Annotated in this window: 19 protein-coding genes; 12 read left to right on the forward strand and 7 right to left on the reverse strand. The window is 65.9% G+C overall.

All coding sequences use genetic code 11. The features are described from left to right. The first annotated feature begins 119 nt into the window (after positions 1-119). Complete coding sequence (gene rdfA, locus MXA07_RS03125) at positions 120-746, forward strand: rod-determining factor RdfA (RefSeq protein ID WP_247730593.1); 627 nt, start codon at positions 120-122, stop codon at positions 744-746. A gap of 178 nt (positions 747-924) precedes the next feature. After that, complete coding sequence (locus MXA07_RS03130) at positions 925-2,862, forward strand: archaea-specific SMC-related protein (RefSeq protein ID WP_247730594.1); 1,938 nt, start codon at positions 925-927, stop codon at positions 2,860-2,862. 119 nt (positions 2,863-2,981) lie between these two features. Here MXA07_RS03130 and MXA07_RS03135 read toward each other — a convergent pair whose 3' ends face one another. The 4 genes from MXA07_RS03135 to MXA07_RS03150 form a co-directional block, all read right to left on the reverse strand. Beyond that, the gene (locus MXA07_RS03135) at positions 2,982-4,199 is read right to left on the reverse strand and encodes an MFS transporter (protein WP_247730595.1); all 1,218 of its coding nucleotides are present in this window, start codon (positions 4,197-4,199) and stop codon (positions 2,982-2,984) included. A gap of 156 nt (positions 4,200-4,355) precedes the next feature. Beyond that, positions 4,356-5,774, reverse strand: coding sequence for a zinc ribbon domain-containing protein (locus MXA07_RS03140; protein WP_247731700.1), 1,419 nt, complete (start codon positions 5,772-5,774; stop codon positions 4,356-4,358). Positions 5,775-5,839: 65 nt separating this feature from the next. Beyond that, a complete protein-coding gene (locus MXA07_RS03145) occupies positions 5,840-7,018 on the reverse strand; it encodes a thiolase domain-containing protein (protein ID WP_247730596.1) in 1,179 nt (392 codons plus the stop codon). A gap of 74 nt (positions 7,019-7,092) precedes the next feature. Then, positions 7,093-7,368 (reverse strand): hypothetical protein, encoded by a 276-nt coding sequence (locus tag MXA07_RS03150; RefSeq protein WP_247730597.1) that lies wholly within the window; start codon positions 7,366-7,368, stop codon positions 7,093-7,095. A gap of 433 nt (positions 7,369-7,801) precedes the next feature. Between MXA07_RS03150 and MXA07_RS03155 the strand changes: the two genes are divergently transcribed. Then, positions 7,802-9,343, forward strand: coding sequence for a DUF7289 family protein (locus MXA07_RS03155; RefSeq protein ID WP_247730598.1), 1,542 nt, complete (start codon positions 7,802-7,804; stop codon positions 9,341-9,343). Positions 9,344-9,458: 115 nt separating this feature from the next. Here the strand turns inward: MXA07_RS03155 and MXA07_RS03160 are convergent, their stop codons facing one another. Both MXA07_RS03160 and MXA07_RS03165 read right to left on the reverse strand, forming a co-directional pair. After that, entirely contained in the window at positions 9,459-9,674 is a 216-nt protein-coding gene (locus MXA07_RS03160) for a hypothetical protein (protein WP_247730599.1), read from the reverse strand. A 198-nt stretch (positions 9,675-9,872) separates the two neighbouring features. After that, positions 9,873-10,943, reverse strand: coding sequence for a hypothetical protein (locus MXA07_RS03165; RefSeq protein WP_247730600.1), 1,071 nt, complete (start codon positions 10,941-10,943; stop codon positions 9,873-9,875). Between the two features lie 326 nt (positions 10,944-11,269). On the opposite strand from MXA07_RS03165, the gene MXA07_RS03170 reads away from it, so the two are divergent. From MXA07_RS03170 to MXA07_RS03195, 6 genes are all read left to right on the forward strand, one after another. Then, positions 11,270-11,665 carry a DUF5518 domain-containing protein gene (locus MXA07_RS03170; protein ID WP_247730601.1) on the forward strand — a complete coding sequence of 132 codons (396 nt, stop codon included), beginning with the start codon at positions 11,270-11,272 and terminating at the stop codon, positions 11,663-11,665. A 332-nt stretch (positions 11,666-11,997) separates the two neighbouring features. Then, a complete protein-coding gene (locus tag MXA07_RS03175; RefSeq protein WP_247730602.1) occupies positions 11,998-13,161 on the forward strand; it encodes an O-antigen ligase domain-containing protein in 1,164 nt (387 codons plus the stop codon). 409 nt (positions 13,162-13,570) lie between these two features. Then, complete coding sequence (locus MXA07_RS03180) at positions 13,571-14,842, forward strand: hypothetical protein (RefSeq protein WP_247730603.1); 1,272 nt, start codon at positions 13,571-13,573, stop codon at positions 14,840-14,842. Positions 14,843-14,922: 80 nt separating this feature from the next. After that, complete coding sequence (locus MXA07_RS03185; protein ID WP_247730604.1) at positions 14,923-15,918, forward strand: glycosyltransferase family 2 protein; 996 nt, start codon at positions 14,923-14,925, stop codon at positions 15,916-15,918. Between the two features lie 118 nt (positions 15,919-16,036). Beyond that, the gene (locus MXA07_RS03190; RefSeq protein ID WP_247730605.1) at positions 16,037-17,035 is read left to right on the forward strand and encodes a C-terminal binding protein; all 999 of its coding nucleotides are present in this window, start codon (positions 16,037-16,039) and stop codon (positions 17,033-17,035) included. Positions 17,036-17,156: 121 nt separating this feature from the next. After that, positions 17,157-17,918, forward strand: coding sequence for a 3-deoxy-manno-octulosonate cytidylyltransferase (locus MXA07_RS03195; protein WP_247730606.1), 762 nt, complete (start codon positions 17,157-17,159; stop codon positions 17,916-17,918). 38 nt (positions 17,919-17,956) lie between these two features. On the opposite strand, the gene MXA07_RS03200 is transcribed toward MXA07_RS03195, so the two are convergent. Then, positions 17,957-18,763 (reverse strand): SDR family NAD(P)-dependent oxidoreductase, encoded by an 807-nt coding sequence (locus MXA07_RS03200; RefSeq protein ID WP_247730607.1) that lies wholly within the window; start codon positions 18,761-18,763, stop codon positions 17,957-17,959. Between the two features lie 156 nt (positions 18,764-18,919). On the opposite strand from MXA07_RS03200, the gene MXA07_RS03205 reads away from it, so the two are divergent. The 3 genes from MXA07_RS03205 to MXA07_RS03215 all read left to right on the forward strand — a co-directional run bounded on the left by MXA07_RS03205 (position 18,920) and on the right by MXA07_RS03215 (position 21,870). Further along, entirely contained in the window at positions 18,920-19,879 is a 960-nt protein-coding gene (locus tag MXA07_RS03205; protein WP_247730608.1) for an LTA synthase family protein, read from the forward strand. Between the two features lie 102 nt (positions 19,880-19,981). Beyond that, the gene (locus tag MXA07_RS03210) at positions 19,982-21,220 is read left to right on the forward strand and encodes a glycosyltransferase family 61 protein (protein WP_247730609.1); all 1,239 of its coding nucleotides are present in this window, start codon (positions 19,982-19,984) and stop codon (positions 21,218-21,220) included. Between the two features lie 176 nt (positions 21,221-21,396). Further along, positions 21,397-21,870: a cupin domain-containing protein gene (locus MXA07_RS03215; RefSeq protein ID WP_247730610.1), complete on the forward strand. Its 474-nt coding sequence runs from the start codon at positions 21,397-21,399 to the stop codon at positions 21,868-21,870. The last annotated feature ends 20 nt before the right edge of the window (positions 21,871-21,890 follow it).

Raw genomic sequence — 21,890 nt, forward strand, 5'->3', positions numbered from 1 at the left:
GGGCGTAGTGTCCGCGGGCGACGGTTTCAGTGTAGCGGTCACCCGCAGCCGGTGGAGCTCGAACGCCCGCGGTGGCGGCCGGGCGCGGTCTTTTTTATCCGGGAGGCTAAGGGCCCGCTATGAGCGACGCGGACCCGGCGGCGGATCCGACCGATTCGAAGGTGGGGAGACTCATCGAGCGCTACGATCTCGCGGGCCTGGGCGACGAACTCGTCGAACGCTGGACGGCGCCGGCCGAGGAGCGCGACAGCCTCCGGGAACTGGCCGACGTCTTCAACCGGCGCCTGCTCGCGGCGGCGCTCGCGGAGGCGGAGGTCGAGACGCTGGAGGGCGACGTCGAAAACATGTACCGGCTGCTGACCGACGACGTCTCGAGCGGGGTCCGAACGGAGGCCCGGAACCGACTCGAACGCCAGGGCGTCGACGTCGAGGCGCTCGAGCGCGAGTTCGTCTCCCACCAGGCCGTCCACACCTACCTGCGAACGTACCGCGACGCCGCGTTCGAACCGGCCGAACGGGGTCCCGACGAGCGCCGCGACGTCGAGCGCGAGCGGATCAGTCGCCTCCAGAGCCGAACCGAGGCCGTCACGGAGGACGCGGTCGAGCGACTGGCCGAGGCCGACGCGCTCTCGATCTCGCGGCCGAGCGTCCTCGTCGACGTCCGCGTGTTCTGCGACGACTGCGGCGGCGACTACACCGTCGACGAGTTGCTCTCGCGGGGCGGGTGTCTCTGCGACGAGGCCTGATTCGGACAAACCCGCAAGTGCGGTCCGGCAGATTCGAGGCCCGGCCCGGCCGGGTTCGACGGTCCCCTGGGGTCTGCGGCCGACTGGGCGGGATCGACGACGGTTCGTTCGCGCGATCACTTCGTTCCATCGCGAGAAACATCACTATTTTTACCCCGCCGCCCCGAACGGGTGATAGATGAGCCAGGAACCGCTCGCTACCCAGCGGATCGCGGTCGACGTCACCAACGTCGGCGGCATCGACGACACGACCGTCGAGTTCTCGCCGGGCGTGACCGTACTCGCTGGTCGAAACGCGACGAACCGGACGTCCTTTCTCCGGTCGGTGATGGCCGCGCTCGGGAGCGAGAAGGGATCGCTCAAGAGCGACGCCGACGAAGGGGCCGTTTCCCTCTCGATCGGCGACGAGACGTACACGCGGACGTTCGAACGACGAAACGGCACCGTCAGGACGGACGGCGATCCGTACCTCGAGGACGGGACGCTCGCCGATCTGTTCGCCTTCCTCCTCGAGACCAACGAGGCCCGCCGGGCCGTCAGACGCGGCGGCGATCTGCGCGAACTGATCATGCGGCCGGTCGACACGGCGGCCATCAAGGCCGACATCGACCGGTTGCAGGACGAGAAGGCCTCGATCCGGGACGAACTCGACGAACTCGACGAACTCGAACGCGAACGAACCCGCCTCGAGACCGAGCGGACGAAACTGGTGTCGGATCTCGAGGACGCCCGCACGGAGCGCGAGGAAGTGGCCGCGACCGTGGACGACGCGGACCGCGACGTCGAGGAAACCCGTTCGGAGAAGGACGAGCTCGAGTCGACCCTCGAGGAACTGAACGACGTCCGCTCCGAGCTCGAGTCGGTTCGCTTCGAGATCGAGACCCAGCGCGACAGCCTCGAGAACCTCCGCGAAGAACGCGAGTCGCTCCGCGAGGCCGTCGCGGACGCCGGCGGTGCGACCGACGAGGAACGCGGCCGCATCGAGGGCCGACTCGACGCCCTCCGCGAGCGAAAGAGCGAGGTCGAGTCGACTGTCAACGACCTCCAGCGCATCGTCCGCTTCAACGAGGAGCTCCTCGGCGGCGGGAACGAGCCCGTCGTCGAGGCGCTGCGCGACGACACCGAGTCCGGCGAGGCGCCGACCGACGCCCTGCTGCCCGACGACGGCGTCGTCTGCTGGACCTGCGGGAGCGAGGTCGACGCCGACCGGATCGAGGCGACCATCGAGCGACTGCGGGACGTCCGGCAGGAACACTCCGAGCGCCGGCGCGAACTCAAAGCCGAGATCGAGGAGCTGACCGACGAGAAGCGCGATCTCGAGTCCGAGCGCCGGGAGCGCGAGCAGACAGAGCGTCGCCTGGAGCGCGTCGAGTCCGAGATCGACGAGCGCGAGGCCACGCTCGAATCGTTGCAGGAGCGACGCGACGAGTACGCGACGCGCGTCGAGGCGCTCGAGGACGAAGTCGAGACGCTCGACGTCGTCGACGAGTACGACGACCTCCTCGAGAGCCACCGCCGGCTCAACCAGGTCGAGTTCCGGATCGACCAGCTCGAAGACGACCTGGCCGAGACGGAATCGGCGATCGACGAGATCGACGCGCGACTGGCCGAACGGGACTCCCTCGAGGCCGACCTCGAAGCCGTCGAGGCTGATCTGGAAACGCGACGGACCGAGATCGAACGGATCGAGACCGAGGCCGTCTCGCACTTCAACGAGCACATGGAAGCGGTGCTCGACATCCTCGAGTACGGCAACTTGGAACGCATCTGGATCGAGCGTACCGCCGCGGACGGACGCGACGAGGCGAGCGCGTTCGACCTCCACGTCGTCAGGTCGACGGCCGACGACGCCGTCTACGAGGACACGATCGACCACCTCAGCGAGTCCGAACGGGAGGTGACCGGGCTGGTGTTCGCCCTCGCCGGCTACCTCGTCCACGACGTCCACGAGCACGTGCCGTTCATGCTGCTGGACTCGCTCGAGGCCATCGACTCGGACCGGATCGCCCGCCTCGTCGAGTACGTCTCGTCGTACGCCGACTCGCTCCTCGTCGCACTGCTTCCCGAGGACGCCGCGGCGCTGCCCGACGAGTACGAGCGGATTCGCGAGATCTGACCGGCTCGCGAGCGCCGTCGGGTGCCGCGTCGCCGCCTCGCCGGCGTTCGTTTTTCGCCGCTCCGTCGCCGTTTCCCTCCTAGTTACGCGCCGTGCCGGGCGTTTCCGCCGTCGGCTCCTCACGCGCCGCGGGCCGGATCGCTCGTCGGCATCCGGAGCGTGAGCGCGATGACGATCACCATGAGGACGGCGAGTGCCAGGTACCCCTCGTCGAAGTAGCCGTATTCGCCGACGGTGCCGAAGACGACCGGGCCGGCGGACCCGAGCGTGGCGGTCGCGGTCCGGACGACGCCGAGGCCCGCGCCCTGGCGCTCCTCGCTAAAGGAGTCGGCGAGGTACGATTGCGTGATCGCGCCGGAGCCGAGCATCGTGCTGACCAGGGCGGTGATGGCGACGATCGGCCAGAAGCCCTCGACGAAGGGCAGGAGGGCCAGTCCGACCGCGGGCGGCGAGAGGACGGCGACGAGCGAGCCGCGCATGCCGACGCGGTCGTAGGCCGCGCCGGCCACCGGTTTGACGACGACGCCGACGGCGAAGAAGAAGCCGAACAGCAGGCTCGCGATCGTGGGCGAGAACTCCTTGCCCGTCTCGAGGTAGGTCGGGTAGAAGGCCGTGAACGATTGCCAGAGGAAGATGTACACCAGCATGATGAGCGTCATCGTCGCCATCGCCGGCGTGCGAAGCTCCGCGAGGACCGCCATCGTCTCCTCCAGCGTGAGGGGATCGTCGTCCGGATCGACCTCGCTCGCCGGGACGGCGAGGTAGATCGCGAGCGCGCCGAGGAGCAAGCACGGGACGAGGAAGCCGAGGCCGGCCTGCCAGGCGACCGCGGCTGCGATGGCGGTCGCGACGGGCGGCAGGATCGTCTGGCCCACGTCGCCGGTCGCCATCGTCACGCCGAGTGCGCTGCCGAGCCGACCGGGATAGAGCCGCGAGAGGACGGTGATGCGCGCGATGGGGTACAGCGAGTGGCCCAGGCCCCACACCGCCGTCGCGAGGAAGAGCACCGCGGCCGTCGGCGCGGTGACGAATGCCGCGATCCCGGCGGCGACCGCGAGCGCGCTCGCGGCCATGATGGTCCGCTCGTCGTAGCGGTCGGCGAGCACGCCGCCGGGGAGCTGGCCGATCGCGGCGAACAGCCAGAGGACGCTGACGAGCAGGCCGGCGGTCGACAGCGAGAGCTCGAAGTCGCCCTGCAGCGAGGGCAACAGCACCGGCAGGACCATTCGGGCGCCGACCAGCAAGCCCCAGGTGGTCGCGAGCGCGCCAAGGCCCGCTCCGGTACCGCCGTCCCAGAGCGCCGCCGCCTCGCGCCGTACGCCGCCTCGTACGTCCATTGCGGTCCGTTTCGACGGTCGGCGACGGGCCCGGTTAAACCTGTGCGATCCAGTCGCGTTTGCGGCTACTTCGTCGCGTCACGTCGACGCCACCGTCCGACGCACTCAGTTCGAACCGCCCACGAATCCGGCGTGACAGTCGTGAGCGCGCGTCGATCAGGCGTCCGACGCCGGCCGCATTTTCGTCGCGTAGCGGGTGAGCCCCTCCTGCGTGTAGAGCCGGCGGATTGTCGCCTCGACGCGATCGCCGACGGCGAACGCGTCGGCGTCGGCGCCGGTCCCCATCGCCGGGATACTCACCGTCTCGTCGGTCTCGCCCGGCGCGTCGAGCGCGACGATCAGCGCCGCGTAGTCGCCAGCTTGCGCCTGATACTCCGCGAACTCGGGTGGCGCGCCGCCCTGCGAGATGGTGGTGACGGACTCGACGGTCCCGGTGCCGGGCAGGGTGACGGGCTCGTAGCCGGACAACTCGCCGCAGGCCGAACACGCGCCGGACGGCGGGAACGCGAGCGCGTCGCAGGCGCCGCAGCGGCCGGCTTCGAGCCGGTGCCGCTGGGGGAGCGAGCGCCGCCAGGTCGGGACGCTGACGTACGCGCCGCCGCCCTCGGGCGCACCCGAGGTGAGTCGACCGCGCTGGCGCAACGACTCCGCGTAGGAGGGGTCGGCGTCGCCGTCGAGCGCCATCGCCGCGGGCGTCGGCGTCTCGGTTTCGATGGCGAGGGCGTCGGCGCCGTCGCCGTAGCCCACGGCGAGGATCGACTCGTGGCCGTCGGCGAGCGCGCGGGCGAGCCCGACGGGGACGCTCGCCGCCCCGAGGTCGCCCAGGTCGTGGACGGTCGCACAGGTTCGAATCGCGTCGGCGTCGACGCCGCAGGCGTCCGCGGCGCGGTAGGGCAGTTTGCCGTCGGGCGCCTGGATGGCCACCGCGTCCGGGTCCGGTTCGACGGCGAGGCCGTCGACGGCGCCGTCGACGTGCTCGAGGAAGGCACGACGGTCGTACTGCGTGATCCCGAGCCCCTCGGTGGCGGCCTCGCCGGCGCCGCGAAATCGCGTCCCTGGGTGGGCGCTGGCGTAGGCGGCACGATCGACGATCCGGGCCGGCCCCTCGCGCGAGACGACGATCGCGCCCGCACCGGCGCCGGCCGCGTGGTCGATCGCGTCGTCGGGGTCGCCCCGCGGCGCGTCAGCGGCGACGACCAGCGCCCGACCGGCCCCGGCGGCGACGGCCTCGGCCGCGGCGGCGATCGCCTGGGTACCCGCCCTGGTGCTGCCGGTGAGGGTCGTACCGGGGACGTCGGACGCGATCCCGAGAAATCCTGCGAGGCGGGACGTCAGGTCGCCCTCCGCGACCGGCGGGGTGCTCGCGGCGAACGCGAGCCAGTCGACGTCAGCGCCGGCGAGGTCGCCCGCCTCGAGCGCGCGCGTCGCCGCCTCGTATCCCATCGTCAGCGCGTCCTCGTCGGCCCCGGGAACCGCGGTCTCGGAGATGCCCGGCGCGCGGAACTCGCCCCAGGCCTCGGCGGCGGCCGCCGCGGTCAGCCGGAAGCGCGGGGCGTAGGCGCCGACGGCCTCGATGCGGGCGTCGCGTTCGCTCGCGGCCGGCGTGTCCCCGCTCTCGCCGCCCCAATCGGTCGGAGTCGTCACGCGCCCACCTCCGACTCGCGTTCGAAGACGTGGACGACCGCGGCACCGCCGCTGCCGCCGACGTTGTGCGTGAGCCCGCGGACGGGATCGTCGAGCTGACGGTCTCCCGCGGCTCCGGTGAGTTGTTTGAAGGCCTCGACGGCCTGGCCGGCGCCCGTCGCGCCGATGGGGTGGCCCTTGGCCTTGAGACCGCCGGAGGTGTTGACCGGCAGGTCGCCGTCGCGGTCGGTCCGGCCGGATTCGATCAGCGCGCCGGCCTCGCCGCGCTCGCAGAAGCCCAGATCCTCGTAGGCCAGCAGCTCGGCGATGGCGAAGCAGTCGTGGACCTCCGCGAAGTCGAGGTCGTCGGGGCCGATCCCCGCGGCCTCGTACGCGGCTTCCCCGGCGCGGCGACTCGCCGGGATGCCGGCGTAGGTCTCGCGCTGGAAGAGTCCGACGTCGTCGCTGGCCGCGCCGACGCCGGCGATCCGGATCGGGTCGGCCGCGTAGGTCGCGACGACGTCCTCGCTCGCCACGAGGGCGACGGCGGCGCCGTCGGAGGTCGGACAGCAGTGATAGAGGGTGAGCGGGTCGGCGACGACGGGCGCCGACTGGGCGTCCTCGAGCGAGCACGGAAAGTCGAGCTGGGCGTGCGGGTTCGAGGCGGCGTTCTCGTGATTCTTCACGGCGACCCGCGAGAGCTGCTCCCGCGTCGTGCCGTGGGCCGCCATGTGGGCGGCGGCCATCTGGGCGTAGACGCCGGCGAATGTCGTCCCCGAGAGCCGTTCCCACTCGGTCTCGCCGGAGACGCCCAGCCAGTACTTCGTGACGTCGGAACTCGCGTCCGACATGACCTCGAACCCGCCCGCGAGGGCGACGTCGGCCATGCCGGATCTGACGGCCTGGACGGCGCTCCGGAGCGCGAAGCCGCTCGCCGCGCAGGCGTTTTCGACGCGCGTGCAGGGGACGCCGTCGAGGCCGACGTGCTCGGTCACCGCCGGCCCCGAGAGGCCGAGTTGCCGGCCGCCGACGCCCAGCGTGCCGACGAACGCCTCGTCGACGTCGTCCGTCTCGAATCCGTCCGGGACGCTCTCCGCGGCCGCCTCGAACGCGGTTCGGAAGAGCGATCGATAGCTCTCCTCGGGAAAGGCGCCGTAGGCCGACTGGCCCGCCCCGATGAGGTAGGCATCTCGCATGCGACTATCTCGGGCCCTGTCCGGGATAAGTACGCCGCTCGTCGCGTCGAAACTCAGATCGAGCGTCGCGCGGATCAGGGATTCGGCGGGCACTCGCCGGCTCGCTCGCCCGACTCGGCGGCCGAACTCGACCCCGCGTCCGATCCGCTCTCCCACTCCGATTCGTCCGCCGGCCCCGACTTCGACTCGGACGCCGCGTTCGTTCCGGCGGGCGATTTCGAGTCTGCCGTCTCCGTCGGGCCGTGCTCGTAGTGGGCCATCCAGTCGACCGAGAGGACCCAGGTTTCACACTCGGCGCACCATCGCTGTACCTGCCGCTCGTCCCACTCGCCGTGTGTCCGATCGGTCATCGGATTCGGCGTCTCCCCGTCGATCGACGTGTTGGTTCCCGCTGTCGTTCGGCGTCAATTCGTTCCTCGTTCCGACGACCGACCCCGACCGGTTCGATACGTTTTCGAGGTACCTCCCGCCCCGTTACGCGTCCATTCCCGTCCTCCATGGGATCGTCACTCCCACCGAGCATCAATAACCTTCTGGCAACCGTTTCCACGGCAGTAATAGCCGATTAACCGCCGTTACGAGCCGATATCGCCGGCAACGCGTCGTCTCGCACCGACGATCTCGGAACTGGTAGGTCGTGCAGTCCGGTATTTTTCCGGTCGGGCCGCCCCTCCGTAAGGCTGGATTGCCGTTCGGTTCATCGGCCGGATCGCACTAATACTGCGCGCATCCCCTCTGAACCCTTCCATTCCGTTTTTGATACTGTGAGATATCAACTGGTGTATGAGTTGGGTGACGCGGACGGAGCCGACCGGCACGGCGCGAGCGCTCTCGCCGGTCGTCGCCGTGACGATGCTGTTCGGGCTCGTCGCGATCACCAGCCTCGGACTCTTCGCCGCCGGCGGTCAGCTACTCGCGGATTCGTCGGCGGAACTCGAAGACGAGCGCGTCTCCGAGGCCTTCGTCCAGCTCGGCCGGACGATGGGGACGGCGACGACCGACTCGGAGGCGACGCGCGTCACCGCCTTCGAGGCCGGCGAGTTCGGCGCCGTCACGAAGACGGACGCCGGCTGGATCGCGATCGAAGGCGGCGATATCGACCTGACGGGCGCGGACCGCCTCTCGATCGGGGCGATCGAGTACGAGAGCGACGACGGCACGGTCATCGCCTACCAGTCGGGCGGCGTCTGGCGCGAGCGGGGCAACCGGACCCGGATGCTCTCGCCGCCGAACCTCAACTTCGATATCGAAACGGAGACGCTCACCTTTCCGGTGACGACGGTCTCCGGCGAGCGCGACCTCTCGTCGGGCCAGGTCAGGGTCCGCCACGAGGATACCCGGCCGGTTCGCGAGGCCGACATCGTCGAGAACGACACGGTCACGATCACGGTCAAGAGCGACTACTACCGCGGCTGGCAGACCTATTTCGAGCGCCAGATCGGCGAGACGACCGTCCAGAACGTCGACCACGCCAACCGGACGGTCACGGCGTCGCTCGGCTACGAGGACATGGAGCGGGCGTTCGAAAGCGGCGTCGGCGTGCCGAGCGAGGACAACGTCGACGGCTTCAAAGACGAGTTCGAAGACGACGTCCAGGTGGCGCCGATGCGACCGATGGACCCGGTGATCGACGCCCTCCTCGCGGACGTCGAGAACGGCTCCGCGGACCTCGATCGCGATCTTTCCGAGGCGGGGATCCCGGACACCCTCGGCCCCGGGACCTACTACATCGATTCGATCACGGAGCACGAGGACGAACTAGACGGGGAGGACAGCCTCGATTTCGACCTCTCTTCGGGTAACGCCACGCTGATCGTCCGCGGTGACGTCGATCTCGCCGCGGCGAGCATCGAGGTCACGGACCAGGCCGACGATTCGGCGTTGCAGATCTACATGGGTGGCGACGCCCTGACCGGTGGCGGCAGCGCCTGCGTCGGGGCCTGCGGAAACGACGGCCAGGCGAAGCACCTCCAGCTCTACGGCACGTCCGATACGGCGGTGGACTTCAGTTCGAGCGACGCGGCGGAGTTCGAGGGCGTGATCTACGTCGCCTCGAACGATCCGGACAACCGGGTCTCGGTCAACGGAAACAAGTGCGATAACCTGGACGCCGATCCGCAAGTCTACCTCCAGGCCGGCGGCGACGAGGTATCGGGTGCGATCGTCGCCCACTCGATCTGCTCGCAGTCGAGCGGCCACGACTTCGCCTTCGACGACACGCTGGCGAACGAGGTGATCGATCCCTACCCGCCCGGCTACTCGCACCCGCCCCAGATCACCTATCTCAACGTCGCCGTCCACGAGATTTCGGTCACGAACGACTGACCGCGAGTCCGCCGGCCGGTGCGACCCGTCCGATCGCGGTCACGGTGGCGAACTGCCGGAACTGGCCGATTTTCTGGCCGTAACGAGGGTGGCTGATGCACCCGCTCTGTGTCCGCTACCGAAAACACTCTTCGCGCGGACTGCCGGGTGCTGCCGCGTCGGTCGTCCCGTCGACGTCGATCGGCGGCGACTGCTCGCGAATCGTCTCGATGAGCTCGTCGAGGTCGCCCGAGCGAGCGAACTCCGGGCTGTTCCTGGCCAGCGAGAGCGCCATCAGCAGGAGGTGGAGGTCCGTTCGAGCGAGTTCGATGCTCACTGGCTCGGTATTCATTAGCACAGAATCACCCACCAGCCACATAGTTATTTTGAAACGTGTCGGCAGAACAGCCGCCGGTCGACCGGCAGCCAGGGGATCGAGCGGTCGATCGGTCGGCGGTCGGGTGCAGCGAGCGCTCGGTCCGCCGGTGGCCGGACGGGCGGCGAGTGGCCGGTCGTTCGGTGGCCACGGCCGGTGGTCCGGCTGCGAGACCTACCGTTCGAGTTCGCACTCGCCGGCCGCCTCGACGTACTCCGCCGCGCGCTCGGCCGTCTCGCGCCACTCCTCGTCCGATCGGCGCTGGCTCGCCGCCCGCGCGTAGGTTCGAGAGGCGCGCAGTAGCGCCTCGCCGTGACAGGACAGCCAGGCGGTGGCCCACCGGAATCCGCCCCCGCCGGAGCGCCCGGCGAGGGTGGCGTAGCCCGTCTCGGCCTCCTCGAACGCCTCGATCGCGGCCTCGTACTCCTCGCCCGACGGCGAGCGCGAGCGGAAGATCGCCGTGCCGTCGCTGCGCGCGGCGTCGGCCGATCGGAGCCGATTCGCCGCGCCGATGATTCCGGCGAGGGCGTTTAACTCGCCCTTGACGCGCCGATGCTGGGCTTCGACGGCGTCCCGATCGAGCGCGTCGATCGGTTCCATGGCTCCGTCCTCGCTGGCCGCGACGTACGCCATCTGGAGGGGCCCGGCCTCGAGTTCGTCGAGGGACCCGCGGAGCTCCTCGCGACGGGACTCGACCTGCGACCAGCGCCGGCCGGCCAGCGCCTCGAGGAACGCCTCCGCGGGATCGAGGAGCGCGTGCAGACCCGGCTGGATGCCGACCACCCGGCGGACGAATCGCTCCGCGCGATCCAGCGCGGTGACCGTCTCCGACTGCCCGTCCGGGAGGGCGAGCCCGTTCGCCTCGTCGATCGCGTCGCGCGCGGCGTCGAGTTCCGATTCGATCGGCTCGGTGTCGACCTCGTCACGAGCGTCGAGTCCGGCGAAGCCGCCCGCCTGGGCCTGGAGTTCCTCGAGCGCGGCGGCGAGACCGGCGCGCGCGGTTTCGATCTGGGACGAGGCGTCGGCGGGTTCGTCGTTCGACCCGTCCGACCCATCGTCCGTGCCGTCAGCGCCGTCAGTTTGGCTGTCAGATCCATCGGCTGTGTCGGTCGAGTCCGGTCCGTTCCGCGACTGGTCGGCCGGGTCATCGGTCCCGTTGGTGTCCGGGTCGCCAGCATCGGTGGCGCTCGTACAACCGGCGATCACGGCGGACGTGCCGACGACGAGGAAACGGCGGCGTTTCATGGATCCTGCTCCAACGGGACGAGCGTTTAGTATGGGCGGGCTTCCGGCCGCCCGCGATCGAACACCCTCGCGAACGTGACGATTTCGCGACCGTCCCGTCACCGTTCGCGACTGCGAGCTACCCGCGCCTCGACCGCGAACGGGCACGAATTCGAACATACGGGGTCGCGGCGTCGGTCACGGTCGAACGGGCCGCCTACGGGCCAAGTTCGAATCGATCGCGATACCACTGACCGCCTCCCAGCGCCGGCCACGACTGCCACGCGGATCTCTCTGGCGCGGTGGAACGACGAGCCGTTTTGTCCGTCGCGTTCCTACACGCGCGTATGGATTCTCAGCCAGCCCGGACGACGGGCGACGCATCCGCCCCCGACCGCGGCTCCAGCACCGGTCTCAACGCCCTGATCGGCGCCGTCGCCGGCATCGTCCTCTCGTTCGTCCCGCTGTCGCCGCTGCTCGGCGGCGCGCTCGCCGGCTACCTCGAAGACGGCACCTACCGCGAGGGTGCGATCGTCGGGCTCGTTGCCGGTCTCATCATGCTCGTGCCGTTCGTCCTCTTCGGACTGTTCGTCACGTCGCTCTTCCTCGGGTTCGGGCCGAGCGGCTCGGGACTCGTGTTCGGCGTCTTCGGCCTCTTCGTACTGACGACGTCCGCCGCCTACACCGTCGGACTGGGTGCCGTCGGCGGCTACATCGGGGTCTACCTCCGGGACGAACTGTAAGTCAGTCCTCTCCCCGCAAATCGGCCACGCCCCATCTCTGTCCGGAACCGTCCGGAATCGCTCGACCGTCCCGTCTTCACGTCGAGCATCGTGACGCCCACCTCGACATTGTTTCGACTCCACCCTGTGCTCGATGTCGAAATGCCCGCGGTTCCGTGGGTCGCGTTCGCGAATGGTATCCCGCGTGATCGCTGTTCGCGCCCCCTAATTTTGACCGAGTACCTCGTCCCCGGGGCTATGGATGGAGACCGTCGGGACGATTCTCGGGGCGGGACCGGACTGGCGTTACACGTTACGCCGACGCAGAACGGGCGGCGAGATCGGCGACTGTCATGACGGCGCACCCCGGCGTCGAATCGACGGTGGCGGACGACCGTTCGTCCGCGCCGCGCTGGCGGGCGCTCGTCCCCATCGCGGTCATCCTCGCGGCGAGTGCGCCGGTGACGTGGTTCGTCTCGTCCGAGACGGGCAACCTGCTGTCGGCAGCCATCCTCTCGCTCGTGGCGGGATACGGCGTCGTCGCGGCGAACGTTCGTCCGTGGACCGACGCCGCCTTCCTCGTCCCCTTCGGCGGCTACTGGGTCGGCCTGGTGGGCTACTACGTCCTGTTTCCCTCGCCCGTACTGCTGCGGTACGTCCTGGCGACGCCGGTCGTCGCGCTGGCGACGGTGATCGTCCTGCCGCAGCTGGTGGCGGCCGACCGTGCGACGTACACCGCCGCTGTCACCGCCGTCGCGGTGGCGCTCGTCGCGTTCGGGCTGGGACTCCTCGCCCTCGAGCGCTGGACGGGGGTTGCGACCGGGGCGCCGAACTGGGTCGGCCAACCGGTGATGGGCTACGGCGCGATCCGGACCGTCTCGATCTACCACAACCCGAACACTTTCGGCTCGGTCATGCTGGTCGGGACGCTGACGGCGCTGTACACGGCGCTCACCCGCCGCGGACTGCTCTGGGCGCTGGCGGTCCTGGTCTGCGTCGTGGGGCTGGTGCTCTCGGAGGGCGATCACGCCATCGTCGGGGTCGCCGTCGGGACGCCGCTGGTACTCTCGGGCGTCGATCGACGACTGGCCATCGGGTCGATCGGTGGCCTGGTCGTCGGGGCGGCGGCGTGGATCCGGTCGGGCCACGTCGAGACGGTGATGCAAACGACGTTTCTCGGACGGGTCTACCGCTGGGTCGAGGCGCTCGAACTGCTCTCGACGAACGCGGCGTGGGGGATCGGCTTCGACCGGATCGGGTCGTACGCGGTGCACAATTCGTACCTGCACGTCCCGCTCGCGACCGGGCTGATCCTGGGCGGGCTGTACGTGGCGTCGCTGTGGTACGCGCTCGGGCGGGGGTTGCGCGCTCGCTGGACGGCGTGGACCGGCTACGTCGTCGGAACCGGTGCCGGGTTCCTGGTGGCACTCGCGTTCGAATCCACCACGCTCGGGGGCGTGAGCGTGACGGCCGTGTTGCTGGGGCTGTACGTCGGATTGCTGCTGGCGCTGGAGTGACTGGGTCCGTGTCGCATCGCCCGGAATGCGGGTGCGGAATCGCGGTGGAAACGCGGCCCGGATTGATGGTGCCGTCGCTGGTATGGGGCGACGACGGGATCACGACGTTAGATCCCTCGACGTGTTCGCTGACAACGTTGTATATCGAGGTCGTTGTCCGCTACCGTTGAACCGGCCTGAACGCGTCGAGCAGTCGCTCGACCGCCAGTGCTCTCGGAGGAAATTCCCGTTGCCGGGGCTGTTCGATTCCCGCGGGCTCCGACCTCGATACCGAACGTTCCAAGTTCGGTGATTCACCCGCGTCCGTGTGCGAGGTATCACCGATCCTCGACGCGGTCGAAATCCCGATGGACACTCTTAATATGGATTCCGAACCTGTTATTCCTGTACCATTGCGCAACTCGCCCGAGTGTCACGAACCAAATACCATCCCATGCAATCGATACTGTTCATCGTCGACGGAAATAACGAACTCGACCACGCCGCCCCCGTCATATATAAATTATCTACGAGAGAAAACGTGTCTGTAACTGTATCTGTCAGCTCTTCCATCACAAAAAACGATTATCGGATCGATCTTCTTCGAACGACCCCCAATATCGATCTCCAGTGGCACCACCAGGGGATAAAACAAAAAATAAGCTCGTCGTTCCCGCCCCGCGTCGTTGGTCTCCTCTCGTTTCTGTACCACAGCCGCCTGGGTGATGCAGTAACTTCGGTACTCGATCTGTTCGGCGATTCTAGTGACGAATCGATGGATGAATTCCCCCATTCAGTCGTCGCATACGATTGGTCCTATTCGAAACGGTCGGAAGCAGTGCAGCTCGGCCACTCGGACGAGGTCGCAACAATCGTATTACCGCACGGAGACAGCCCATTCATCAATAATATTGAGAACAATAATCAGTGGGATAGATTTCTGAAGCGCCTCGCCGACGAGAGTTCGTATCAGCCGGTGATCGGATACGATGAACACCCGCGGATGCTCCCTCACGATTACCTGTTGTTCCCCAACGAACTCACCGCAGATCGAGTCCGGCAATTCGGTGCGGAGGAACACGTCTACGAACTCGGTTCCCCTCGGTATAACCCGGAGTGGCTTGCCCGACTCGATACCGTCCGACCACCGAACGCCCCGTCGATGTCGGCTGAATTGAACGTCCTCTTATTTTTAAGACACGAGAATTATTTCATAAACAAAAAGGACGTTGAGAACACCATATCGATGCTCGAAAAAATACGAGACATTGGGGTGGTGATGAAGGAACACCCACGAAAGCAGCTACTTGATCCGTCCGTTACCGACGGTATGGAGACCGTCGAACGCATAAGAAATGAATATCCATCAATATCGCTGATAGACTGGGCGGACGTGGTACTGAGCCTCGGAACGACGATCACGTTCGAACCCGTAATGAAACGCAAGCCAGTCCTCGCCCTCGAATACGCCCATGGGAACTACACGACGGTAGCTCACTACTTCTCGAACGCCGAAATGCGGACGAAAGAGGATCTCTATCATACCATCTATGAACTCTTGGAGAACGGGACGGACGGCTTCTACGACGACGCCGAACACGAGCGGTTCGTACGAGAAATGATCACCGCCGGGAACGATTCCGTGCTGGACAACTGGGCGGAGTTCATCGAGCGGGTGGTACTAGAGTCCGACGAAGGTTGATCCGCCCCCGGCCGACCCTGTCGAAGCCGACGCAGTTCACCGGAAGCTTCAAATGTGACAGGTGAAACTCTTTCGCGTAGATGACCGATCCAACGGCATCGATCGTTATCCGATGCTACAACGAACGGGAGCACATCGGCAAGCTCCTCCACGGGATCTTCGAGCAGTCGTTCGAGGAGTTCGAGGTGCTGCTCGTCGACTCCGGTTCGACGGACGGGACGCTCGAGATCGCCCGTCAGTATCCGATCGAAGATGTCGTTCACATTCCGCCTGAGAAGTTTTCGTTCGGCCGGGCACTCAACTACGGGTGTGAGGCTGCACGCGGCGACTACTGCGTCTTCGTCAGCGCTCACTGCTATCCGAAGCGCGTCGACTGGCTCTCGCGACTTCTCGAAAAGTTCGACGACGAGGACGTCGCGATGGTCTACGGGAAACAGCGCGGCGGCGGCCCGACGAAGTTCTCCGAACGCCAGATTTTCCGTCGCTGGTTCCCCGAATCGGACATCGACTACCAGCTCACGCCGTTCGCGAACAACGCCAACGCGGCGATCCGACGGGATGTCTGGGAGGAGTTCCCGTACGACGAACGATTGACCGGCCTCGAAGATCTCGACTGGGGTAAACGAGTCAAAGAGGCCGGCTACGAGATCTCCTACGCCTCGGCGGCCGAGGTCGTCCACGTCCACGACGAGAGTCCAGGCGAGATCTACAATCGTTACCGTCGGGAAGCCATCGCTCACAAGCAAATCATTCCGGACCAGGAGTTCACGCTCTTCGATTTCGTTCGAGCCTACGCCCGTAACGTGCTATCCGACGGTCGAACGGCTCTGGAGGAGGGCTCGCTTCTCGACCATCTCGGAAGCATTCTGACGTTTCGATTGTTGCAGTTCTGGGGGACGTATCGCGGATTTTCGCGGGACGAAACGGTCTCGGAACAGCTTCGCCAGCGATTCTACTACCCCGACAAGAACGGATATCCGGCCGAATCGAATGCGACGGACGAGGACTCGAAGGCGCCACCGGTGGATTACACGGCGGTCGACTTCGAGTATCCGATCGAAGACATCAGCGATTGATCGACCGGTCGAACCCGCGACCGAACTGAGCGCCGTGGTCTCACTTCGCTCCGGAACCGGCGGACGCGGGCGTACCGGGTAGCGAAATGTTTACCAGCCACTGCCCGACAGGGAAGGTATGCGAGTCGTCGTCACCGATCGGCCCTTCCCGCAACCGAACCCGTATCACGACTTACTGGAGACGACAGACGCCCTCTACGACGACGCTCTCACGGGTCCGGAGGACGAGATCGTCTACCCCGAGGTAACCACCGAGGAGGCGACGGTCGAGGCCTGTCGCGGTGCGGACGTCATCGTGACGTTCATCGCCCCGATCACCGGGCGCGTGATGGACGCAGCCGGTGACGTTTCTCTCATCGTTCGACAGGGGGCCGGCTACGACAACATCGACGTGACCGCCGCGACGGAGCGGGGAATTCCCGTCTCGAACGCCCCGGATTACGGGTCGAAAGACGTCGCGAGTCACGGTCTCGCGATGGCCATGGCCGCGAGTCACGACATCGTTCGGGCGGATCGACAACTGCGTTCGAACGAAGGATGGGGCTCGTCCCGGGTTATCGAACCGCTCCACAGCGGGACGTACGGGATCGTCGGACTGGGTCGAATCGGTCGCCGGGCCGTCCCGATGGCGCGCGGTCTCGGGATGGACGTCATCGCGTACGACCCGGTGCTGGACGACGACATCTTCGAGGCGCTCGACGTCGAACCGGTCTCGTTCGACGACCTGCTCGATCGCTCCGATTGCGTCGCCCTGCACGCGCCGCTCACAGACGTCACCCACCACATGTTCTCCGCCGAGGAGTTTTCGAAGATGAAATCCTCCGCGATTCTCGTCAACGTCGCCCGGGGCCCGCTCGTCGACGAGGACGCGCTCGTCGAGGCCGTCGAATCCGGCGAGATCCGGGCCGCAGCGCTGGACGTGTTCGAATCGGAGCCGCCGACTGACTCGCCCGTCCTCGAATGCGACGGGATCACGGTCTCACCGCATCACGCCGGGAGTTCGCCGGCGGCGAAGGAACGCAAAATTTCGATCGTCCGCGACGAGATCGAACGCGCACTTCGCGGCGAGGCGCTCCACAACGTCGTCAACCAGGAAGTCTACCAGTTTCGGGGCTGAGCGGTCCGAGGTAGCTGGCAGTGAGCTGGTATCAGTTGATTTTGGCGTCCACAGAACGCCGCAGTACTCTTCGTCCGTGCGTGTGAAAACTGGTAAGTGAGCGCCGAGAGTTCGGTGGCGTATGCGCGTTGACGCAGTCATTCCCGTCCGAATGGGGTCGTCGCGATATCCGGGCAAACCGCTCGTCGACATCGAGGGCTTCTCGATGGTCGAACACGTCTACCGGCGGACGAAACGAAGCGACGTCGTCGACGGGACGTACGTGGCGACGCCCGACGAGGAGATCCGCGAGGAGGCCGAATCCTTCGGCGCCGAGGTCATCGTGACCGGCGAACACTCGCGGGCGACGGACCGAGTCGCCGAAGCGGCCGAATCCCTCGAGGGCGATATCGTCATCGTCATGCAGGGCGACGAGCCGCTCGTCTACCCGGAGATGATCGACGCCGCGGTCGAACCGATGCTCGAAGACGACTCGATCGACTGCGTCAACCTCGGAAAGGAACTCGAATCCGAGGCCGCGTTTCGCGATCCGAACACGGTCAAAGTCGTCGTCGACGGGGACTGGGAGGCGCTGTACTTCTCGCGCGAACCGATTCCGAACCTCCACGACACGACGTTCGAGGACACCGCGGTGTACAAGCAGGTCTGCGTGCTCCCGTTCCGCCGCGAGGCGCTCTTCGAGTTCACGTCGATGGCCGAGACGCCGCTCGAACGCGCCGAATCGATCGACATGCTACGGTTGCTGGAGAACGGTCGGACCGTCCAGATCGTCGAGACCGATCGGACTATTCACGCCGTCGACACCCCCGAGGACCACGAACGCGTCAACGAGATGATGGCGACCGACGAACTCTATCTGGACTACGCCGACGACGCGAAGTGACCGACGCGGTGGCGTAGCGTGGTCGGTTGAGCGCCCGCTCACCCGTCGAGATCGTCGAGATAGAGATCGTCCTGCAAGACGGCCGTCCGCCCGCCGTCGACGGCGAGGCAAGCGCCGGTCACGAACCCGGCTTCCTCGCTCGCGAGGAATGCGACCGCGTTCGCGACGTCTTCGGGCGTGCCGATCCGTCCGATGGGGTGGATCCGGTCGAGGTAATCGAGTTGCTCGTCGCTCAGGTCCGCAGCAATTCGTTCGACCATCGTCCAGCCCGGATTGACGCTGTTCACTCTGATTCCGTCTGTGCCCCAGGCGACCGCCATCGATCGCGTCATTCCGTCGATCCCGGCCTTGATCGCGTTGTACGGGAACTTCCGGGGGTGGGTCGCGATCGCGTGGTTCGAGCCGACGTTGACGATCGCTCCTCGGTCGCTGTCGGCGAGCGCTGGATACGCATACTTCGCCGCGAGCCAGTACGCCCGGAAATCCGTTTCGAGGAGGGCGTCCCACGTCTCCAGATCCACCTCGTCCGGTTTCGTGTCGGTCTCGAAGGCCGCGTTGTTGACGAGCACGTCGAGCCCACCGAATTCGCGCTCGGCGGTCTCGACGAGCGACTCGATCTCGCCGGGCTCGCGGACGTCAGTCCGATGGAAGATGGCGTCTCCGCCCTCTTCCTCGATGGATTCGACGACGGCGTCTCCGTCCTCGCTCGTTCGACCGCTGACGACGATCGACGCCCCATCGCTCGCCAGTCGCCGGGCGATCGCCGCGCCGATGCCGCGCGTACTCCCGGTCACGATCGCCGTCGCGGTGGCGCGTTCGGTTGGGGCCTCGCGTTCACCGTTCATAGACCGTTGCTCGGACGCCCGCGGATAAAACACTGGTCGAATCGAGGACGCCGGGCGCCTCTGGCTACGATACGAGCCGAACCCGTTTCGAATACCGCCTCCTCGTTCATCAGTAAATGAAATAGGTTATGGTCGTCGGGTTGAATACCTCGGTTCATGACCCCCGCCCAACTCAAAACGGGGATCCGCCATCCCGATCGCGCTCTCCGATTTTTGAAAAACAGGGTCGGCTCTCGACTCCTTCGGTGGTCGTTCGACGACAACGGCGTCCACGTCCTCGACGAGCAGTGGGACACCCTGATTATTCTCGACTGCGGGCGCTACGACGTGTTTGCGGAACTGGTCACGGCCGGAGACGCGCCGGTGGAGGTGGACGGAGAACTCGGGAACGTGCGCTCGCTCGCGTCCGTGACGAACAATTTCGTCAAACGCAACTTTCGCGACCGACGGGCCCACGATCTCGTCTACCTGTCCGCGAACCCGGCGGTTGCGAGCCAGGCGGAGTACCTGGACATCCACAAACTCGTCGGCATGTGGCACGACACGCCGGAGGAAAAGCGGGGCCAGGAAAACCGTCGTGCGCTGACCGACCCCCGGCCGGTCGTCGAGCGGGCGCTCGAACTGCACGATGAGTACCCGAACAAGCGACACGTCGTCCACCTGCTTCCGCCGCACGTCCCCCACCTGTTCAAGGACGGCGAACGCCTCCCCGAGGAGTCACCGTATCGCAACTACGAAGCAGCCCGCGCCGGCGACGTAGAAGCGAGCGAGATGCGGCGGGTCTACGCCGAAAACTACCGGTACGCACTCCAGGAGATAGCGCCGCTGGTGAGCGAACTCGAGGGAAAAATCGTGGTGACGGCCGACCACGGCGAACTGCTCGGCGAGGGAATGCCCCGGTGGATGAAGTTCTTCCATACGCGGTGGGGGGATCGGTGGGAGAAGTACGACTTCGGCCACTACGACAACGTCGACGTTCCGGGACTGGTCGAGGTCCCGTGGCTCGAGGTACCGTTCGACGACCGACGAGAGGTCGTAGCCGAACCACCGACCACCGACGAGTACGATACGGAGAGTATCGAAGACACACTCACTGCATTGGGCTATCGGACCTGATCACTGACGAATCACCACGTCGATCACGGGAGATCCGGCATACGCATCGCACTCATGTCGCTATTCAGACGGGCGAAATCGGCCTGGAAACGGGAAGGGATAGTGTATCTGTTGAAGGAAGCGCCCGGTCATCTGCGTCCGGATATTCGGGATCAGTTGTCTTATCGCTGGTACAATCCGTACGGCCACGTTACGAGAGGCGAACTACGATCACAGTGTGATCGAGCGGATTCGATCTGGTATTACGGGTCCAGGGAGCGGTTCGAAATCGCGCCACCGATTTCGGGACCCCCGCCGGAACTGTTCGACGGCGTGATTGGTACACACGAGGTCCCCCGCTCGTTCGTCTGTGAAGTCCCATCAGTCCGGTTGTTCGGCGACTGGGCGTTGAGTCAACGGCTGGATGGGACCTACGTCGTCGAGGAGATGGGACACGAATCCACGCTCCGGAATCGATTGCTGGAGACCTTCCGCTCGTTCGGCATCCGACGACGCGTGAGCGAGATCGCCAAACCGTCGCCGGAGCAGTTTGCCCGGCCGGATTTCGAGACGATTATCAACCTCGTGCCCCGCCACGGGGGACGCCACAACAATTACGTTAATTTCGGCCACTGGATTCTGGAGGATCTCCCGCGCTTGCGAGGATATCATCGGTATTACGAGGCGACTGGTCGCAAGCCGACCCTCCTGTTGAAGAATGATCCGCCGTCGTGGATGATCGAGACGCTGACGTTACTCGGGTTCTCTTCGTCCGACTGGACGGAGTGGAACCGGGAAAGCGCTACCGTCTCTCGGTTGGTCGTCCCGAAGTTGAGTTACATTCACAGCGTCGGCGCAGAATATCAGCCGTCGGACAGAAAATGGGTCGTCGACCGGATGAAGTCAGCGGTCGATCTCTCGACCGACGCCGCATTCCCGGAACGCGTCTTCGTCTCGAGACAGGGACAGGACAGGCGGAAGATCGCCAATTACGATGCAGTTATGGAAACGCTGTCCGAGTTCGGATTCGAATCGATTCGCCCCGAGGAGTTATCCATTGAATCGCAAATTAGACTCTTCGATCAGGCTGAGGTGGTCGTCGGCCCGTTCGGTGCTAATTTGACCAACGTCGTATTCGCGACGGATGCAACGTTGATCGAAATATTCCCGCCCGGCGCGATCAAGACGGTATTCTATATCGTGGCGAGCGAACAGGGCCTGCGATACGATTTCGTCCGCGGTGACCTGACCGAAGATGGACCGGCGAACACGCCTCGAAATTCGGATATCGTGGTCCCGCTTGAGGACCTGACAGCAAAGCTTGATGCGCTCGAATTGGACGACAGTGGGGCTGACTTCTGATTCTTCGTACCGTGCGCCGTCTCGCCGTGTTTTCGCGGGGGTTCAGATAAGTTAAATTCGTTCTGTCATATCACCCGAAACCGTCACCACCTCACTCCTTGCAACTCCTATCTGGACACCGCGATTCTCGTGGACCTTCCCTTTAATAATGCTTCCGCCTGAACCCCTGAATAACGATGGCGGCGAAGATACACGATGTCGAGGTCCGAGATCTCCAGGTGAATACGGACGAGCGGGGCCATCTCGTCGAGCTGTACCGTACCGACTGGGGCGAGTTCGATCCAGACCCAGCGATGTCGTATTACTCGATGACGTATCCAGGAATCGTACGCGCATGGCATCGACACACGGGCGGCCAAGTAGACTATTTCGTCTGTCCGCAGGGGCGCATCAAACTCGGTATCTACGACGACCGTGAGGGATCGTCGACGCGCGGGGCGTTAGAGACGTATGTCATCGGCGAGCACAATCAACGACTCGTTCGAGTTCCTGGCGATTGCTGGCACGGGTTCAAGGCGATCGGCAACGAGCCAGCACTCATCGTAAACTTTCCCAGCGAGCGCTACGACTACGAGAACCCGGACGAGGAGCGTATTCCGTACGATACAGACGAGATCCCGCTCGATTGGGAAGCCGAACCACACAAGTAAACTCCTCTCCTATCCGAAGC

Source organism: Halovivax limisalsi (assembly GCF_023093535.1).
Taxonomy (GTDB): domain Archaea; phylum Halobacteriota; class Halobacteria; order Halobacteriales; family Natrialbaceae; genus Halovivax; species Halovivax limisalsi.

Excerpts from the sequence above, each read along its gene's own strand:
- MXA07_RS03135 (WP_247730595.1), bottom strand. The coding sequence starts at position 4,199 with ATGGACGTACGAGGCGGCGTACGGCGCGAGGCGGCGGCGCTCTGGGAC.
- rdfA (WP_247730593.1), top strand. The coding sequence starts at position 120 with ATGAGCGACGCGGACCCGGCGGCGGATCCGACCGATTCGAAGGTGGGG.
- MXA07_RS03200 (WP_247730607.1), bottom strand. The coding sequence starts at position 18,763 with ATGAACGGTGAACGCGAGGCCCCAACCGAACGCGCCACCGCGACGGCG.
- MXA07_RS03170 (WP_247730601.1), top strand. The coding sequence starts at position 11,270 with ATGGATTCTCAGCCAGCCCGGACGACGGGCGACGCATCCGCCCCCGAC.
- MXA07_RS03165 (WP_247730600.1), bottom strand. The coding sequence starts at position 10,943 with ATGAAACGCCGCCGTTTCCTCGTCGTCGGCACGTCCGCCGTGATCGCC.
- MXA07_RS03155 (WP_247730598.1), top strand. The coding sequence starts at position 7,802 with ATGAGTTGGGTGACGCGGACGGAGCCGACCGGCACGGCGCGAGCGCTC.
- MXA07_RS03145 (WP_247730596.1), bottom strand. The coding sequence starts at position 7,018 with ATGCGAGATGCCTACCTCATCGGGGCGGGCCAGTCGGCCTACGGCGCC.
- MXA07_RS03175 (WP_247730602.1), top strand. The coding sequence starts at position 11,998 with ATGACGGCGCACCCCGGCGTCGAATCGACGGTGGCGGACGACCGTTCG.
- MXA07_RS03185 (WP_247730604.1), top strand. The coding sequence starts at position 14,923 with ATGACCGATCCAACGGCATCGATCGTTATCCGATGCTACAACGAACGG.
- MXA07_RS03190 (WP_247730605.1), top strand. The coding sequence starts at position 16,037 with ATGCGAGTCGTCGTCACCGATCGGCCCTTCCCGCAACCGAACCCGTAT.
- MXA07_RS03205 (WP_247730608.1), top strand. The coding sequence starts at position 18,920 with ATGACCCCCGCCCAACTCAAAACGGGGATCCGCCATCCCGATCGCGCT.
- MXA07_RS03160 (WP_247730599.1), bottom strand. The coding sequence starts at position 9,674 with ATGAATACCGAGCCAGTGAGCATCGAACTCGCTCGAACGGACCTCCAC.
- MXA07_RS03215 (WP_247730610.1), top strand. The coding sequence starts at position 21,397 with ATGGCGGCGAAGATACACGATGTCGAGGTCCGAGATCTCCAGGTGAAT.
- MXA07_RS03195 (WP_247730606.1), top strand. The coding sequence starts at position 17,157 with ATGCGCGTTGACGCAGTCATTCCCGTCCGAATGGGGTCGTCGCGATAT.
- MXA07_RS03130 (WP_247730594.1), top strand. The coding sequence starts at position 925 with ATGAGCCAGGAACCGCTCGCTACCCAGCGGATCGCGGTCGACGTCACC.
- MXA07_RS03150 (WP_247730597.1), bottom strand. The coding sequence starts at position 7,368 with ATGACCGATCGGACACACGGCGAGTGGGACGAGCGGCAGGTACAGCGA.